The organism is Aliidiomarina minuta (assembly GCF_003987145.1).
GTDB classification, from domain to species: Bacteria; Pseudomonadota; Gammaproteobacteria; order Enterobacterales; family Alteromonadaceae; genus Aliidiomarina; species Aliidiomarina minuta.
Genome location: NZ_PIPL01000001.1, coordinates 2,078,738 through 2,094,681, shown reverse-complemented (window position 1 = coordinate 2,094,681; position 15,944 = coordinate 2,078,738). Strand labels below are relative to the sequence as shown.

At 47.6% G+C, this 15,944-nt stretch carries 18 protein-coding genes; 3 read left to right on the top strand and 15 right to left on the bottom strand.

Going from position 1 to position 15,944, the window contains the following annotated elements:
• The first annotated feature begins 27 nt into the window (after nucleotides 1-27).
• Entirely contained in the window at nucleotides 28-1,200 is a 1,173-nt protein-coding gene (locus CWE09_RS10070; RefSeq protein WP_126803832.1) for a sensor histidine kinase, read from the top strand.
• Complete coding sequence (locus CWE09_RS10065) at nucleotides 1,197-1,712, top strand: response regulator transcription factor (RefSeq protein WP_126803831.1); 516 nt, start codon at nucleotides 1,197-1,199, stop codon at nucleotides 1,710-1,712. The genes CWE09_RS10070 and CWE09_RS10065 overlap by 4 nt, the downstream gene beginning before the upstream one ends.
• Before the next feature lie 88 nt (nucleotides 1,713-1,800).
• On the opposite strand, the gene CWE09_RS10060 is transcribed toward CWE09_RS10065, so the two are convergent.
• Nucleotides 1,801-2,421, bottom strand: coding sequence for a hypothetical protein (locus tag CWE09_RS10060; protein WP_126803830.1), 621 nt, complete (start codon nucleotides 2,419-2,421; stop codon nucleotides 1,801-1,803).
• Nucleotides 2,422-2,525: 104 nt separating this feature from the next.
• Here CWE09_RS10060 and CWE09_RS10055 point away from each other — a divergent pair, with 104 nt between their 5' ends.
• Nucleotides 2,526-3,173, top strand: coding sequence for a TetR/AcrR family transcriptional regulator (locus CWE09_RS10055; RefSeq protein WP_198679702.1), 648 nt, complete (start codon nucleotides 2,526-2,528; stop codon nucleotides 3,171-3,173).
• A gap of 23 nt (nucleotides 3,174-3,196) precedes the next feature.
• Here CWE09_RS10055 and CWE09_RS10050 read toward each other — a convergent pair whose 3' ends face one another.
• From CWE09_RS10050 to atpE, 14 genes are all read right to left on the bottom strand, one after another.
• On the bottom strand, nucleotides 3,197-3,655 hold the full coding sequence (locus tag CWE09_RS10050; RefSeq protein WP_126803828.1) for a hypothetical protein: 459 nt from the start codon (nucleotides 3,653-3,655) through the stop codon (nucleotides 3,197-3,199).
• 24 nt (nucleotides 3,656-3,679) lie between these two features.
• The gene (locus CWE09_RS10045; protein ID WP_126803827.1) at nucleotides 3,680-4,111 is read right to left on the bottom strand and encodes a hypothetical protein; all 432 of its coding nucleotides are present in this window, start codon (nucleotides 4,109-4,111) and stop codon (nucleotides 3,680-3,682) included.
• 15 nt (nucleotides 4,112-4,126) lie between these two features.
• Nucleotides 4,127-4,543, bottom strand: a complete 417-nt coding sequence (locus CWE09_RS10040) for a hypothetical protein (protein ID WP_126803826.1) — start codon at nucleotides 4,541-4,543, stop codon at nucleotides 4,127-4,129.
• A gap of 212 nt (nucleotides 4,544-4,755) precedes the next feature.
• Nucleotides 4,756-6,585, bottom strand: coding sequence for a glutamine--fructose-6-phosphate transaminase (isomerizing) (gene glmS, locus CWE09_RS10035; RefSeq protein ID WP_126803825.1), 1,830 nt, complete (start codon nucleotides 6,583-6,585; stop codon nucleotides 4,756-4,758).
• Nucleotides 6,586-6,601: 16 nt separating this feature from the next.
• A complete protein-coding gene (gene glmU, locus CWE09_RS10030; RefSeq protein ID WP_126803824.1) occupies nucleotides 6,602-7,972 on the bottom strand; it encodes a bifunctional UDP-N-acetylglucosamine diphosphorylase/glucosamine-1-phosphate N-acetyltransferase GlmU in 1,371 nt (456 codons plus the stop codon).
• A 123-nt stretch (nucleotides 7,973-8,095) separates the two neighbouring features.
• Nucleotides 8,096-9,061: a glycosyltransferase family 2 protein gene (locus CWE09_RS10025; protein WP_126803823.1), complete on the bottom strand. Its 966-nt coding sequence runs from the start codon at nucleotides 9,059-9,061 to the stop codon at nucleotides 8,096-8,098.
• Nucleotides 9,062-9,254: 193 nt separating this feature from the next.
• Complete coding sequence (locus CWE09_RS10020) at nucleotides 9,255-10,151, bottom strand: hypothetical protein (protein WP_126803822.1); 897 nt, start codon at nucleotides 10,149-10,151, stop codon at nucleotides 9,255-9,257.
• 121 nt (nucleotides 10,152-10,272) lie between these two features.
• Complete coding sequence (locus CWE09_RS10015) at nucleotides 10,273-10,701, bottom strand: F0F1 ATP synthase subunit epsilon (RefSeq protein WP_126803821.1); 429 nt, start codon at nucleotides 10,699-10,701, stop codon at nucleotides 10,273-10,275.
• Nucleotides 10,702-10,719: 18 nt separating this feature from the next.
• Nucleotides 10,720-12,105 carry a F0F1 ATP synthase subunit beta gene (atpD, locus tag CWE09_RS10010; RefSeq protein ID WP_126803820.1) on the bottom strand — a complete coding sequence of 462 codons (1,386 nt, stop codon included), beginning with the start codon at nucleotides 12,103-12,105 and terminating at the stop codon, nucleotides 10,720-10,722.
• 38 nt (nucleotides 12,106-12,143) lie between these two features.
• A complete protein-coding gene (gene atpG, locus CWE09_RS10005) occupies nucleotides 12,144-13,004 on the bottom strand; it encodes a F0F1 ATP synthase subunit gamma (protein ID WP_126803819.1) in 861 nt (286 codons plus the stop codon).
• 63 nt (nucleotides 13,005-13,067) lie between these two features.
• Nucleotides 13,068-14,609 carry a F0F1 ATP synthase subunit alpha gene (gene atpA / locus CWE09_RS10000; RefSeq protein WP_126803818.1) on the bottom strand — a complete coding sequence of 514 codons (1,542 nt, stop codon included), beginning with the start codon at nucleotides 14,607-14,609 and terminating at the stop codon, nucleotides 13,068-13,070.
• 14 nt (nucleotides 14,610-14,623) lie between these two features.
• On the bottom strand, nucleotides 14,624-15,157 hold the full coding sequence (gene atpH, locus CWE09_RS09995; protein ID WP_126803817.1) for a F0F1 ATP synthase subunit delta: 534 nt from the start codon (nucleotides 15,155-15,157) through the stop codon (nucleotides 14,624-14,626).
• A 17-nt stretch (nucleotides 15,158-15,174) separates the two neighbouring features.
• Nucleotides 15,175-15,645: a F0F1 ATP synthase subunit B gene (gene atpF, locus CWE09_RS09990; RefSeq protein ID WP_126803816.1), complete on the bottom strand. Its 471-nt coding sequence runs from the start codon at nucleotides 15,643-15,645 to the stop codon at nucleotides 15,175-15,177.
• Between the two features lie 38 nt (nucleotides 15,646-15,683).
• Entirely contained in the window at nucleotides 15,684-15,938 is a 255-nt protein-coding gene (atpE, locus tag CWE09_RS09985) for a F0F1 ATP synthase subunit C (protein WP_126803815.1), read from the bottom strand.
• Between the last annotated feature and the right edge of the window lie 6 nt (nucleotides 15,939-15,944).

Genomic DNA, 15,944 nt, shown 5'->3' with positions numbered 1-15,944 from the left:
CATCCGGCATCAATCAGGAGCCAGCACGTGCTTTCAACAACAAAAACCGGTGCCTACTATTTAACAGGTCTGCTGGCGGGCACAGCAGGGCTTTTCCTGCTGCTATGCTTTTTTACTGGACCGCCATCCAACAGGTTATGGATAGCGCTTACTGTATTAGCAATGCTACTGGGATGGGTATCAAAAAAATCACCCTTCAGTCAGCTGCTGAGTTTATCTCTGCTCTGGTCAGCCGCTCTGGCCATATCGGGTGGTGCTATGAATGCCGCCAACGCCGCACCTTTGATCCTCATTGCTGCCGCCTTTCTGGTTTTAAATAACCGCAAAGCCTGGCTGATTTTCGCTCTGCTGATCAGCGTGCAGCTGGCTTTTTTACTGGATCTAGTCACCCGGGAATCAAGCCACGGCGAACATACTCTGCACTTTATTGGCATGAGCATTACTTTCTTCTTTGCTGCCACGTTGCTGGCGCTGGTTATTCAGCTCATGCAACGCAGCCTTATTGCCCAGCAGCAAAAAACTCAACATCTGCGCGAAAACCAGCTACGCCAGGAACAGTTAGTCGCTGTCGGCACCGTCTCAGCCCAGTTTGCCCATGAACTGGCTTCCCCTGTATCTACCCTGAAACTGCTGCTTGAAGAGCTCAATGAACAAAATGCCAATGACCCTTTAGCTAAAGATCTGAATACAACTACAGGCCGAATCACGGTCTTACTCAATGACTTCAGGGACACTATTCAAAGTGTTCAGAAAAATACCTTAGAGATGATTTCAGTGACCTCTCTTGAGCACAGTCTGCAGGAGCAGACCGCACTTATGCTGGCCGACATTGAAATGCACTGGAACATGTCAGCCAGCAACGCACAGGTATATGCCGACAAAACTTTATTGCCCGCATTGCTGGCCCTAATACGCAATGCCAAGCAAAGCGCCAAAGACACCCCCAACACCCAGGTTCAGGTCAGCAGTTCGGTGAGTGAAGGCAACTGGCAATTTGAAGTCAAAAACAGCATAAGCGGTACCCCTGCTGAGTCGCTCGCTAATCTGGGGCGCTTCGCGGTCGAAAGTGAGCAGGGACTGGGAGTAGGGGTATTGTTAAGTAATGCGACTCTGGAACGCTTCAGCGGCGCCCTTCAGATAGTGGTGGAGTCAGATTTTGTGCGCCAGCGCGTAACCTTGCCGGTTCAGGATCCCTCATGAAGAAAGTGCTTATTATTGATGACGACCCACTATTCTCCGCGGTACTGGCGCGCAGATTCGCCAAGTCCAACTGGCAGACATTAACCGCCAGCAACCCCAAAGATGCACTGGACTTAGACGAAAGCCCGCTACACAGTATTTTACTCGACCTCAACATTGACGGAGCATCGAGCTTGCCCTTTATCCCGCGCCTCAAAGCGCGCTGGCGCTCAGCCAACCTAATCATGATGACCGGTTATGCGAGCATCACAACAACCGTTGAAGCCATTAAGCTAGGGGCCGACAACTATCTCAGCAAACCCATTGATTTTAAGGTTCTGCTGCAGGAAATTGAGGGCACATCCACTAAAGAACTACGCATCGATCAACCCATTAGCGTTGAAGCTCTGGAATATGAATACATACAGCTGGTGCTGAAACAACATCAGGGCAATGTGTCCGCCACCGCACGCGCCCTGGGCATGCACCGCCGCACCTTACAGCGTAAGCTCTTGAAAAAAAGCACGTTGTAGCAAAGCTTATTCAGACGAAGAAAACCAGGATCGAAGAAAGAAGGGGGCGTGAAAATACCAGTATCCCTTACAACATTAGTTACCGAACTCAATTAGCCTTATAAGGTGCTTCAAGCAGTAAGTGAGACATCAAAACTTTAATCAGATAGACAGCAAAGAACCACTCAAACCCTTCGGGGGTATCCAGTACAGCTTGCTCAAGTAAAATACCCGCAACAACCCAGGCGCCTGCACAAGGTCGCTGTAAATAGACAGCACACTTTAAAATCATTAATGCACCCACTAGTAACCAACCGAAGGTAACTACAAAATACATTGGGTTTTCAGGAGCAAACAAAATCACTATAAGTAATGGCTGAATAGCATGCAGTGCAACAAAAAGGAGATGGTCTTTGGCTGCTATCTGATAACGATGATACCAGCGCTTTGCACTCGCGGTCGCATTGGTTATTACACCTCCGATCATATCAACCAGCAGAATCCAGAAAACAATGAACTGCCACCAACTCCAGCTTTCCATCTTGATGCCAGCCCACCCGGTCATCGCAAATGCCAATACTAAAGTTGGTAAAAACTGCAGACAAAGCTCGGCTTTGCTGGCGCCTGGACCGATAAAAAGATCCAGCCCGCCTGAAGGTGATGGGTACTGCCAGTCCACTGACGGAGTCACTGGAGGTTTACGATACTCATCCTCATTGTGGCTTTTCATATGACAACCTTATTTACGATACGTAACCGTATCATAAATAGGATTATCAGCCTGCGTCAACTAATTATTGAACAGTAGCGTATCAAAAATGTATTATGGTCAGCATGAAGACATCAAAACGCAGCCCGGGGCGTCCAACCGAGCAACATAAAACCGAGCGCATGCTCGAGGTAGTTGGCCATATTGTATGTGCTGAGGGTCTCAGCGCCCTTACCATGGAGCGCGTAGCCAGAGAGGCGGAAGTTTCTAAGGCCACCGTTTACCGACGTTTCGGTTCAAAAGAAAAACTAATCAAAGATTATGTTCAAATAACTACCAACAATCACCCAGGTTTTCCGCCGAAATTAACGACTGCAGAGAATAAAAACCTGGATCACCTTATAGATACCGGATGCTGGTTGCTGTCTCTTATGTGCAAGAAGGAGATAGTGCAGTTTGATAATGCCTTAGCCGCTGGCGCCGAAAGCTATCCTGAATTAGCGCAGCAAGTGCTTGATGCGGGCTATGAGCGAGCCATAGATATCACGCTCGATGCGCTCGACTTTCTCCGGCATGCCCCAGGGCCAGACTGTGCTGACGACAGAGAGCTGGCAGAAGCCCTCCTGGGGTTGTGGAGTGGTGGCCTTTTGGACAGAGTTCGATTCGGAAAGCATGTTCTTCCTAATCAGGACGCCCTGCGCCGGCATATTAGGGCACGTACTGAGATCTTCTTACACGGCCTCAACAGCCCGCAATTATCCCGCCAGAAATAAGCAAAGGTTTCACTACCTTTAGGCTATACAAGGATATCTATTTCTTTAGCCCTGGCTTGTTGATTATTCATAAAATCGATTAGATTCTGCCAGGTTTGAGCGCGCTCAGAATCACCTCTGCCAAGGTAGAAGTCGACGCCTTTTTGCGCCTGATCGAACAAATTATACTTTTTATCAAGTTCCACCTGATCTTTGAGTACCAATTCACCGGTTGCAGAATTAATCTGCCAATTGTTGAGCGACAACGCGCTGATCGCAAATGATATGCCTTCTGGTAACTCTATCCCTTTTTCATATTGCTCATTTCGCCATGCTTCCAGCTCATGAATCGTCATGTTATGAAAATTAGGGCCACTACTTGCAGAATCCGAAGCGGCATCTTGAGTTACCTCGTTTGTGTTCTTGTCGGCCTGGGGGGAACCACTTGCATTCGAAGTCGGACGAACCTGCGTCATATAGTGACTGTTTCCATCAATATTCATACTATCTCTCCTTTTTTTAATTCATCAAGTCAACTCAAGTAAAGCGGCGTAAATGGACTGATGAGGACCATCCTGTACGGACGGCTGCTGAAAGCTGGCCCACCCTTTCCATGCCTCCAGAAAATCTATTTTTTTATCTAAATCTTTGCCGTGCTTACTCATAATCTCGAGGTGAGCGGAGACCTTCATTAGCGTTCGTTCTCCACCTGATATCTTACCATCGTCGAACAATTGGTCAGCAATCTTTTCAATGTCGTGATAGGAAGCATTTCTAATATCTATGTTCTTTTGACCTTCGTTATCCTTCAGCGCTTCATAACCAGCGGTACTGATTTCTACGCGGTCTGTATGTAGATCGGGGCTTTTGTTCGACAGCTGTTCAGTGACAGGACGCTTGTTACTACTAGACGACGTAACATTAGATGTTGGTTGTACAGAATAATTTGAAATATTCATCCTTGTCTCCTTTTTTCAGATGGTTACGCTCAACGGTCCGCGCTGCTCTTTATGCATTATTTGCAGAGCTCGGTCGAGTCCATCCGCAGAGTCGTTATTACCAATTGAGCGATGAAACTCAGCTACATTTTCCGCCATTTGCATAAAGTTAACCGGTTCAGAACCCTTACCTGGCTCTAGCGTTTGCGCATTTAAATTAAGTGTCATGTGCATAAATGGTCGGCTTTCATCAAGGGTCATATTTCCAGCTTTGATTTCCTCATTGAGCCACACTTTCAGCTCATCTCGACTCATGTTTCTGAAATCAACGTTGCTGTCCTGGTTATTGCTTTGAGAGGCATGTTTCACATGATCTGCCGCTTCTTGAGATGGCTGATCAACTAAGTTCGTGGTAAGGACGTTTACTCTCGGTGAAGTTGTATTAATTTCCATTAAAATTCCCTCTCTTTTAATTAACACTAAAAACTGTGCAAAAATTAAGCCATTATGAGGCGGGAATTCGTATCATTTCCAAAATGATAAATGATGGTTGTGAGCTAAAGAAAATGAAAAACCCCGTATCAAACCGTAAAACAGTTTGATACGGGGTTTAAATATGAAGCTTTATTACTACGCCACACCCGTAACGGCAGGCGGAGCCTGCCCTACTCGACGGTGACAGATTTTGCCAGGTTGCGGGGCTGGTCTACGTCGGTGCCTTTGATGATGGCGACGTAGTAGCTGAGCAACTGCAAGGGCAGGGTGTAGATGATGGGCGCTATCAGTTCATCGACATGCGCCAGGTTAATAACCCGCATGCTCTCATCGCTGACAAAGTTCGCATCACGATCGGCGAAGACATACATAATGCCGCCCCGTGCACGCACTTCTTCGACATTAGATTTTAACTTTTCCAGCAACTCATTGTTGGGCGCTACTACTATAACCGGCATATCGGCGTCTATTAGCGCCAGCGGGCCGTGTTTTAGTTCACCGGAGGCGTAGGCTTCGGCATGAATGTAGCTGATTTCTTTCAGTTTAAGGGCCCCTTCCATAGCGATTGGGTACTGATTGCCACGCCCCAGGAAAAGACTGTGGTCTTTGTCTGCGAACTCCGGCGCCAGCGCTTCAATTTCAGTAGTAATACCCAGGCATTCTTCCAGTTTAGCTGGCAAAGAGGACAACGCTTTAGTAATACGAGCTTCAATTGCATCGCTCATGCCATGGTAACGGCCGATAGCGGCGGTTAACATCAACAAGCCAGCTAACTGTGTGGTAAAGGCTTTGGTGGAAGCCACACCGATCTCTGCGCCGGCACGGGTTAGGAAAGCTAAATCCGATTCACGCACCATAGAAGAAGAGTCTACGTTGCAGATGCTTAAGCTGGACTGATAACCGATTTCTTTAGCCAGGCGCAGGGCGGCGAGGGTGTCGGCGGTTTCACCGGACTGAGAAATGGTCACTAACAAGCTGTTCGGGAATACATGGGATTTGCGATAGCGAAACTCGGAAGCGATTTCAATATTGCAGGACACGCCAGCATATTCTTCTAACCAGTAACGGGCCACCATGCCCGCATGGTAGCTAGTGCCACAGGCTACGATTTGCACGTGCTGAACGTCTTTGAAAATAGCATCGGCACCGGGGCCAAAAGCATCAAGGGCTACTTTGCCATCCAGCAAGCGACCTTCCAGGGTATTACGCACCGCAAAAGGCTGTTCATGAATTTCTTTTAACATGAAATGCCTATATTCGCCTTTACCACCGGCGTCATACTGCATGTCCGAGGTGATTTGTTCGCGTTCTACAGCGTTGCCCTGATGATCAAAAATGGCAATCTTCTGACGCGACACCGAAGCCACATCGCCTTCTTCCAGATAGATAAATTCGCGGGTCACAGGTAATAGCGCCAGCTGATCGGAAGCAACAAAGTTTTCGCCAATGCCAAGTCCTATCACCAATGGGCTGCCTGAACGTGCCACTATCAATTCACCAGGTTCACGCTGATCCATAATTACGGTGCCATAGGCGCCTTCTAACTGCTTAACGGCTTTTTGCACCGCAGCCAGCAAGGTCGGGGCGCTTTTCATTTCGTGGTGCACCAGGTGCGCAATAACTTCAGTGTCGGTTTGTGAAGCAAACACATAACCTAAGCCCTGCAATTGTTTACGCAAGCTTTCGTGATTTTCAATGATGCCATTGTGTACGACGGCGAGGGTGTCACTGGAGACATGCGGGTGAGCGTTTGCTTCGGTGACGCCCCCATGGGTTGCCCAACGGGTATGAGCGATGCCAGCATAACCATTACTGCCTTGCTCTTCAGCAGCATTCGCCAGCTCTTTCACTTTACCTACCCGGCGGACGGTATGCAGGCCCTGGTCATTGAGTAAGGCCATGCCCGCAGAATCATATCCGCGGTACTCTAAACGACGTAAACCTTCCAGTAGAATATCCGCTACCCGACGCTCTGCTGTTGCCCCTACTATCCCGCACATATTGAAATCCTTATTATTACTTTTTAGCCGGACGTTTCCAGCCGCTAATATTACGTTGTTTAGCGCGCCCAACGGCCAGTTCCTGGTCGGCAACGTCGCTTGTTATCACTGAACCTGCACCCGTGGTGGCGCCAGCACCGATATGGACGGGGGCGACTAGAGAGCTGTTAGAACCAATAAAGGCGTTTTCACCTATTTCAGTTCTAAATTTATTCACGCCATCATAATTACAGGTAATGGTACCAGCACCTATGTTAGCACCGGCACCAATATGAGCATCGCCCAGGTAAGCCAAATGGCCGGCTTTCGCCCCTTCGCCTAAGTACGACTTCTTCATTTCTACAAAGTTGCCGACGGCAGCGTCTTTAGCCAGTTCCGCACCGGGGCGCAAACGGGCAAAAGGTCCCGCCTGAGCATGTTCGCCCAATATTGCGCCTTCGATAACACTGTTGGCTTTCACCCGGGCACCTGCGCCTATAGTGCAATCTCGTAGTATGCAGTTGGCTTCAATCACGGCTCCTTCACCCAGATGAACCTTGCCTTCAAAAATCACATTCACATCAACAACAACGTCATTGCCAACGCTAACCTCACCGCGCACATCAATGCGTGCCGGGTCCATTAAGGTAGCGCCTGCAAGCATCAAATCTTCCGCTATGCGCTGCTGATAAGCCCGCTCCAGAGCCGCCAACTGCACTCGATTGTTAGCACCTTCCACATCAGCGGCGTTGGCCGGCTGACTACTGGCAATAACCACCCCTTCATTAGCGGCCATAGCCACTACATCGGTCAGGTAGTATTCGCCCTGGACGTTATCGTTGCTTAAAGCAGACAACCAGCGTTTCAGCGATTGGCCGCTGGCCGCCATGATGCCAGTGTTCACTTCGCTGATTAACCGTTGCGCCGGGGTGGCGTCTTTATGTTCTACAATACCAGTAACCGCACCCTGCTCATCGCGCATGATGCGACCATAGCCGGAGGGGTCCGGCAGGTTAACGGTTAAAAGAGCCAGATCGCTGTCGCCTTTGGCGACTAATAATTGTCGCAGCGTCTCAGTTTGAATCAGAGGTACATCGCCATACAGAATGAGTACACTATCCTGATCGTTGATATGCGGTATTACCTGTTGCACCGCATGACCTGTACCCAACTGTTCTGCCTGCTCAACCCAGTTGACCTGATAGTTATTTAAACGCGCCTTCAGGCTTGCTGCACCATGGCCATACACGAGCTGTACCTTATTAGCACCTACCGCCTGTGCCGTCTCAATAACATGTGCCACCATAGGTTTGTGAGCTATGGGGTGCAATACTTTGGGCAGACCTGAGCGCATACGGGTACCTTTGCCCGCAGCGAGGATGACCGCGTTGATACTGTTCTGTTCCATTGCTTTAAACCATACCGAGGAATTTTACTAATGGGGGCTAGTCTACCACTTACTTCGCTGCCCTTAAATTGAAAAGCATGAGATAAAAAGTCATGCATAAATTGTAGGAAGTGAATCAGCGGTCTATAGTCGGATAGAGCTGAAACTTAGTCGATGAGCAGCCATAAAAACCAACTTTTTTAAATCAGGCTTTTGGGCATAAGACTCTTTCAGACATTCCTGATAACTTAAGCTCATTGAGGGCAAAGGAAGGTGCTTTCTGACACCCATAAGGCTCTTGAGCCTTAACTCCAGAATGGTCAATTCCAGCTCAGAGTAATCAGTTGTCGAACTCTCTTTTTCCCATTTACACTTAATATGGTTCAGTGAATTAATGACCGTCCCTTTCTGCTCAAAATTTTCACGTATTTTTCCTAAATCCACGGTTCTGGAGGCGCTGCCTGGCCTCCTGAAATAACGATACAGCGGACGGCGCAGATATTCTAAACTTTTAGATAAACCTACGGATACAATGTTTAATAACACATCTTCAGAGGAACATAACCTGGACTTAATAAAACTGAGCTCTTCATATGAATTAACAAGCACAGAACGACTTATTAATTTACCCGGAGTACCCCAGACACTTCTGTTAACTTCTTTTAAATAAAAATCTAATACAGTATTTTTATTTTTATTTAATTTATTATGGGCAAAGGCTAATGGCTGCTTATTAGGAGGTTTTCCGCTATCTTCCACATCATAAACAATAAAATCAGCACCAGATTTATTGATGACTGATTTAAGAGTTTCTATGGCTTTTTTATCTAAACTATCATCTGGATCCAGAAAAAGTACGTGCCCTCTCTGTGACTTCATTACTCCCTCACGCCTGGCGTGAAAGGTTCCAACATTAACGGACAAATCAATTACAGTTACGTTTTCGTATTGGTTTTCAAAATCAGATAAAAGGGATAAAGATTTATCTTTACTAGCGTCATTAACAAAAATTACTTCAAAATCGCTATCTGTCTGCTGATTCAGAGATTCCATGCACGTCTCTAACCATGGTGCCATGTTATATACTGGCAAAACTACTGAAATGCTCACTACGAAATCCTTTACTGCTTTAGTCACCTGATTTGAGTTCAGGATTCTGAAATATTCTTGTTAAAAACAGAATAATACATAGGTTTCAAATAGGGCGCAAATGGTTCCAGTTTTTGCTTTTACTTCTATTCAAAACTTTAAAAATCAACTACTCACTTTAATGTACTTAGTCAGAATTTATTCAACATGCTCATCAAATCTTAAGTTTATAATGACGTAGAAGGTTCTTAAGTTGCATATCATTCCCATGCTCCGCCGACTTATTCATGCCCCATAAGTAGCTGGCTTCGACAGAGGGCCAGGTTACCAGCCCTTTATTTTCACCAACTCTTCTTACCGTAGAGCCATTTATAAGCGCCATGACAAACCACCAGAGATCATCAGCGGTGGGCGCTAAGTCTACTGCAATTTGTGTTTTACGGGCATCCGGGTGCAAAGAGCCTGGCGGGAATAACACACCGCCACCACTGGTAAAAAATAAATCTTTTGAAGGACCTCTACGCTCTGTCTTTGCTTCCCACTTACGGTACGGTTGTGTAGTTCCATCTTTAAAGCGACGTACGAAATGAGCCCGTAACGCAAGGATTTGCTTGTTATCCCCGGTATATCCTTCGACCAAAGACTTAAGCCAGTCAGGCCGGTAGTAAATGTCGTCGTCAGCGGTTACATGGAATGCATCCGGAAATTGCTGCAATGCAGGTATCAGCTTTTTATACGATCGAATATCTTCATCGACCCAACGAATACTCAAACCGGATTGCTGTAAATCTAATACATTTTGCGGTAATTGATCTTTATCGCCTTCAAATAACCACAAGTTCACCGCGTCTGCTTTCACATTTTGCAAAAGCAGCGATTTCAAAGTTAAGTGCAGGGTGCCAAAACGATCCGGAAAAGAAGTCAGGTTTATCATCAGGCTAGCGGGAAGCGAGTGGTCGGCCTGCTCTAGCTCTTGTCGGCATTCCCAGCCTTCAGCTACCCGCTCTAAACACTTACGCTTCACTCGACTGGCTTCCAGTGACTTGAGCTTGCGGGCCACACGATAGGAAAGTGACTCAGAAAAATGCTGTACCCGTTTTATTATCTGCATTCGCTTAATTCAATCCGGTAAATAATTTAGCTGCGGTTTATCCATATTATACCGAAACATAGATACAAAAAACCCGGCTTATTAGCCGGGTTTTTTAAGTAAGCTTATTGCTTAAAGGTTGTTAACCACCTTTGCGGCGACGTAACTGTTGTAATACGCGCAGCTGTGCCACGACACGAGAAAGCTCAGCGGCTGCTTCGGCATAACTGGTGTCGCCCTTGGCATTCGCCATGGCTTCCTCAGCTTGCTTTCTGGCAGCCGTAATTGCCTGCTCGTCCAAATCACCACCACGAACGGCAGTGTCAGACAGTACAATAATGTGATCGGGCTGAACTTCCATAAAGCCACCTGCAATATAAAACAGGTCTTCTTTACCGTCAGCAAAAGTCACTTGTACCATGCCTGGCTTTAAGGCGGTCAGCAAAGGGAGATGGCCTGGTAATATACCCATCTCACCTTCGCTACCTGTCACCTGAATTGCGCGCACTTTATCCGAGAATAGTTTCTCTTCTGCACTTACGATGTCCAGGTGTACTGTTGATACCGCCATTACAAACCTCCGGCCTGATTACATATTACGCGCTTTTTCAGCCGCTTCTTCAATAGAACCGACCATATAAAACGCTTGCTCTGGCAGATTATCGTAGTCACCTTCTAGAATGCCTTTAAAGCCGGCAATGGTGTCTTTCAACGATACATACTTACCAGGTGAACCGGTAAATACTTCTGCTACGAAGAACGGCTGTGACAGGAAGCGCTGGATCTTACGAGCACGGGCTACTGTACGCTTATCTTCTTCTGACAACTCGTCCATACCCAGGATGGCAATGATGTCTTTCAGTTCTTTATAACGTTGCAGAACTGATTGCACACCACGAGCGGTATCATAATGCTCATGACCAATAACCTGAGGGTCCAGCTGACGTGATGTTGAATCCAGAGGATCCACCGCTGGGTAGATACCCAGAGATGCGATATCACGGTTCAGTACTACAGTCGCATCCAAGTGGGCGAAGGTAGTGGCTGGTGACGGGTCAGTCAAGTCATCCGCAGGTACGTAAACGGCCTGGATTGAGGTGATTGAGCCTGTCTTGGTTGAAGTAATACGCTCCTGCAGTACGCCCATTTCTTCAGCCAGCGTAGGCTGATAACCTACTGCTGATGGCATACGACCCAGAAGTGCTGATACTTCAGTACCGGCCAGGGTATAACGATAGATGTTATCAACGAAGAAAAGCACATCGCGACCTTCGTCACGGAATTTCTCAGCGATAGTCAGACCGGTCAAAGCAACGCGCAAACGGTTACCCGGTGGCTCGTTCATCTGACCATATACCAGCGCAACTTTGTCCAGTACGTTTGAATCTTTCATCTCGTAATAGAAGTCATTACCCTCACGTGTACGCTCACCAACACCGGCAAATACTGAATAGCCACTGTGCTCGATTGCGATGTTACGGATAAGCTCCATCATGTTTACCGTTTTACCCACACCGGCACCACCGAATAAACCAACTTTACCACCTTTGGCAAACGGGCAAATCAGGTCGATAACCTTGATGCCGGTTTCCAGCAGCTCAACCGAGCTTGACTGGTCTTCATACGAAGGGGCTGCACGGTGGATTGACATGCGCTCTTTTTCACCGACTGGGCCAGCTTCATCGATTGGTTCACCCAGAACGTTCATAATACGGCCCAGAGTTTCCAGACCTACTGGGACCATAATAGGCTCATTGGTGTTCATCGCGCTTAAACCGCGGCGCAAACCATCAGTAGAACCCATTGCAATTGTACGCACGACACCGCCACCAAGCTGTTGCTGTACTTCAAGGGTCAAACCTTCCAGCTGACCTTCGGTGATGCGGAGCGCGTCATAGATCTTTGGCACTGCGTCTTGTGGAAATTCTATATCCACAACGGCGCCAATGATTTGGACTACCTTACCTTGACTCATGACGTTTCCTCTAACTCTTTAATTCTTAGGACCTTTGCCTATACCGCACCGGCGCCGGATACAATTTCCGAAATTTCCTGGGTGATCGCTGCCTGACGAGCTTTGTTGTAGACCAACTGCAAGTCATCAATAATATCACCCGCGTTATCCGTAGCGGCTTTCATAGCGACCATTCGAGCGGCTTGTTCACTTGCCGCATTGTCGACCACGCCCTGATAGACCTGGCTTTCAATGAAACGCTTAATCAGCGTTTCCAGAATAGATTTCGCGTTCGGCTCGTAGATGTAGTCCCAGGCGTGATCACGCTTGGCACTATCTGACTTCGGCAAAGGCAATAGCTGATTGATAACAGGTTCCTGAGTCATGGTGTTTTCAAAACGGTTATACACCAGGTACAGGCGATCAATCGTGCCTTTATCGAATGCTTCAAGCATTACAGCAACCGTACCAATCACGTCGCCGACTGACGGCTTGTCACCCAGGCCTGAGGCCTGTGATGTTAAACTGCCAGCAACGCGCTTAAAGAACGATGTTGCTTTGCTGCCCACGGCTGCGAAGTTGACTTCTACACCTTGCTTGTCCCACTGCTGGACATCACGGAGTACGGTTTTGAACTCGTTTGCGTTCAAACCACCGCAAAGACCACGGTCAGTAGAAATAACAATGTAACCTACTCGCTTAACTTCACGCTCTATCAAGTACGGATGCGTAAAGTCCAGGTCGCCTTGGGCAATATGTCCAATAACATTACGGATAGCATCAGCATAGGGGCGACTTTGCTCCATACGCTCCTGCGCTCGTTTCATTTTCGAGGCAGCAACCATCTCCATTGCATTGGTGATCTTCTGAGTATTTTTAATACTCCCGATCTTGGTTTTTATCTCTTTACCGCCGGCCATGACATACCTCCTGCGACTAAAACGACAGTAGCCGCCGACTCTTGCGAGTGGGCGGCTGCTCAATTACCACGTTTGTGTGGATTTGAACTTTTCGACAGCAGCTTTTAGCTGGCCATCGATATCGTCGTTGTAGTTACCAGTTTCATTAATAGTAGCCATGAGCTCAGCATGTTCGCTGTTCATGTAAGAAATCAGCGCTTCTTCGAAGGCCAGAATCTTATTCAGTTCAACGTCTTTTAAGAAGCCTTTCTCAGCGGTATAAATAGATACCGCCATTTCGGCAACGCTCATTGGCTTGTATTGGTTCTGCTTCATCAGCTCAGTTACACGCTGACCATGCTCAAGTTGCGCACGTGTCGCTTCGTCAAGGTCAGAAGCAAACTGAGCAAATGCTGCCAGTTCACGATACTGAGCCAGGGCAAGACGGATACCGCCACCCAGCTTCTTAACGATTTTAGTCTGTGCTGCACCACCGATACGTGAAACCGAGATACCTGCGTTAACCGCCGGGCGAATACCCGCGTTAAAGAGATCAGTTTCTAAGAAAATCTGACCATCGGTAATCGAGATTACGTTGGTAGGTACGAAAGCGGATACGTCACCGGCCAGGGTTTCAATGATAGGCAGGGCGGTTAACGAACCGGTTTTACCTTTCACTTTACCGTTAGTGGCTTTTTCTACGTAGTTTTCGTTTACACGAGATGCGCGCTCAAGCAGACGCGAGTGAAGATAGAAAACATCACCTGGGAATGCTTCACGTCCTGGTGGACGACGCAGTAGCAGTGAAATCTGACGGTATGCAACGGCCTGTTTAGACAGGTCATCGTATATGATCAGTGCGTCTTCACCACGGTCACGGAAGAATTCACCCATAGTACAGCCAGCGTAAGGCGCCAGGAACTGTAATGCAGCCGACTCAGAAGCAGAAGCAGCCACAATGATGGTGTGATCCAAAGCACCATGCTCTTCCAGCTTGCGCACTACGTTAGCAATGGTCGATGCTTTTTGACCAATAGCTACGTAAACACATTTAACGCCACTGTTTTTCTGATTAATAATGGCATCCACAGCAATGGCTGTTTTACCGGTCTGACGGTCACCGATGATAAGCTCACGCTGACCACGACCTACTGGGATCATGGCATCGATTGACTTATAACCAGTCTGGATAGGCTGATCAACAGCCTGACGTTCGATAACGCCTGGTGCAATTTTCTCTACCGGCTCAAAACCAGCAGCGTCAATTGCGCCTTTACCGTCAATAGGTGCACCCAGGGTGTTCACCACACGACCTAACAGGGCTTCACCTACCGGAACTTCCAGTACGCGGCCTGTCGATTGTACTTTTACGCCTTCCTGCAGATCCGCATAAGGACCCATAACTACCGCACCTACAGAGTCGCGCTCCAGGTTCAATGCGATAGCGTAACGATTTCCAGGAAGCTCAATCATTTCACCCTGCATACAATCTGCAAGGCCATTGATGCGAATAATACCGTCAGTTACTGCAATGATGGTACCTTCGTTACGAGCTTCGCTGACGACTTCAAACTGATCAATTCGTTTTTTGATCAGTTCTGCAATTTCATTTGAATTCAGTTGCATGCTCTCGTCCCCGATTATGATTGCAGTGAGTAGGCAAGCTTCGCGAGCTTACTTTTCAGAGTTCCGTCAATAACGGTATCACCCGCCTGGATTAACAGGCCGCCAATGATCTCCGGATTAACACTGCAATTGAGCTTAACTTTGCGTGCGAGACGTTTTTCTAACGCGGCGCTTAATTTGGCCTGCTGCTCTTTATCAAGGGCAACCGCAGAAGTAACATCGACACTCACTTCGTTGTCGTAGTCTGCGCGCAAAGCTATGTAAGCTTGTGCGACCGCAGGCAATGTACTTAAACGTTCGTTAGCAGCCAGAACCTTAATAAAATTCTGACCCTTCTCGTCGAGCTGTTCGCCGCACACACTAATAAATACAGACGCTGTCTGATCGCGGCCAACGGCGCTTTTCAGAAAGGTACGCATGTTGTCATGCTCTGCTACTGCTGCAGCAAAGAACAACATGTTCTGCCATTCTTGAAGCGCGCCATGCTCAACAGCAAAATCAAAAGCTGCTTTCGCATAGGGGCGAGCCACCGTAGTCAATTCTGACATTTGCTCAACCCCCGTGATTACAATTCAGCGACTAGTTTTTCAACTATGTCACTTTGCTTCGACGCATCCACTTCACGCTCGATAATCTTCTCGGCGCCAGCAATGGCCAACATCGCGACCTGCTTGCGCAAATCATCGCGCGCACGATTGCGCTCAGCTTCAATTTCAGTGTGACCCGAGGCAATGATTTTCTCACGCTCTTCATGGGCACGCTGAGTTTCGTCATCGACAATTTTGGCACCGCGTTTACGCGCCTGTTCGATGAGTTCTGCTGCCTGCGCTTTCGCTTTATTCAGCTCTTCAGTAGCGAGCGATTGTGCTTTCTCAAGGTCTTTCTCTGCGCGTTCGGACGCTGCCAGACCATCAGCAATTTTCTTCTGACGTTCTTCAATGGCGTTGTTCAACGGTGGCCATACGTACTTCATGCAAAACAGTACGAAGAACACGAACGCGATCGATTGACCTATCAGAGTTGCGTTGATATCCACAACGGACCTCCTCTAAGTTGGTGACCGTCGATATTCAATTAAGCTACTAACCCAACAAACGGGTTTGCAAAGACGAAGAACAACGCAACACCAACACCGATCATAGAAATAGCATCGATAAGACCTGCAAGAATAAACATTTTAGTCTGCAGCTGAGCAGCCATTTCTGGTTGACGTGCAGTAGCTTCTAAGAATTTGCCACCCATGATAGCAAATGCGATAGCAGTAGACAGTGCACCAACAGCAAGGATGATGGCTACAGCGATGATTGTTGTTGAAACTACAATTTCCATTGATCT

Bases quoted from the DNA above. Each gene is read 5' to 3' on its own strand.
- CWE09_RS10065 (WP_126803831.1), top strand. From the start codon at position 1,197: ATGAAGAAAGTGCTTATTATTGATGACGACCCACTATTCTCCGCGGTA.
- CWE09_RS10060 (WP_126803830.1), bottom strand. From the start codon at position 2,421: ATGAAAAGCCACAATGAGGATGAGTATCGTAAACCTCCAGTGACTCCG.
- CWE09_RS10055 (WP_198679702.1), top strand. From the start codon at position 2,526: ATGAAGACATCAAAACGCAGCCCGGGGCGTCCAACCGAGCAACATAAA.
- CWE09_RS10050 (WP_126803828.1), bottom strand. From the start codon at position 3,655: ATGAATATTGATGGAAACAGTCACTATATGACGCAGGTTCGTCCGACT.
- CWE09_RS10045 (WP_126803827.1), bottom strand. From the start codon at position 4,111: ATGAATATTTCAAATTATTCTGTACAACCAACATCTAATGTTACGTCG.
- CWE09_RS10040 (WP_126803826.1), bottom strand. From the start codon at position 4,543: ATGGAAATTAATACAACTTCACCGAGAGTAAACGTCCTTACCACGAAC.
- glmS (WP_126803825.1), bottom strand. From the start codon at position 6,585: ATGTGCGGGATAGTAGGGGCAACAGCAGAGCGTCGGGTAGCGGATATT.
- glmU (WP_126803824.1), bottom strand. From the start codon at position 7,972: ATGGAACAGAACAGTATCAACGCGGTCATCCTCGCTGCGGGCAAAGGT.
- CWE09_RS10020 (WP_126803822.1), bottom strand. From the start codon at position 10,151: ATGCAGATAATAAAACGGGTACAGCATTTTTCTGAGTCACTTTCCTAT.
- CWE09_RS10015 (WP_126803821.1), bottom strand. From the start codon at position 10,701: ATGGCGGTATCAACAGTACACCTGGACATCGTAAGTGCAGAAGAGAAA.
- atpD (WP_126803820.1), bottom strand. From the start codon at position 12,105: ATGAGTCAAGGTAAGGTAGTCCAAATCATTGGCGCCGTTGTGGATATA.
- atpG (WP_126803819.1), bottom strand. From the start codon at position 13,004: ATGGCCGGCGGTAAAGAGATAAAAACCAAGATCGGGAGTATTAAAAAT.
- atpA (WP_126803818.1), bottom strand. From the start codon at position 14,609: ATGCAACTGAATTCAAATGAAATTGCAGAACTGATCAAAAAACGAATT.
- atpH (WP_126803817.1), bottom strand. From the start codon at position 15,157: ATGTCAGAATTGACTACGGTGGCTCGCCCCTATGCGAAAGCAGCTTTT.
- atpE (WP_126803815.1), bottom strand. From the start codon at position 15,938: ATGGAAATTGTAGTTTCAACAACAATCATCGCTGTAGCCATCATCCTT.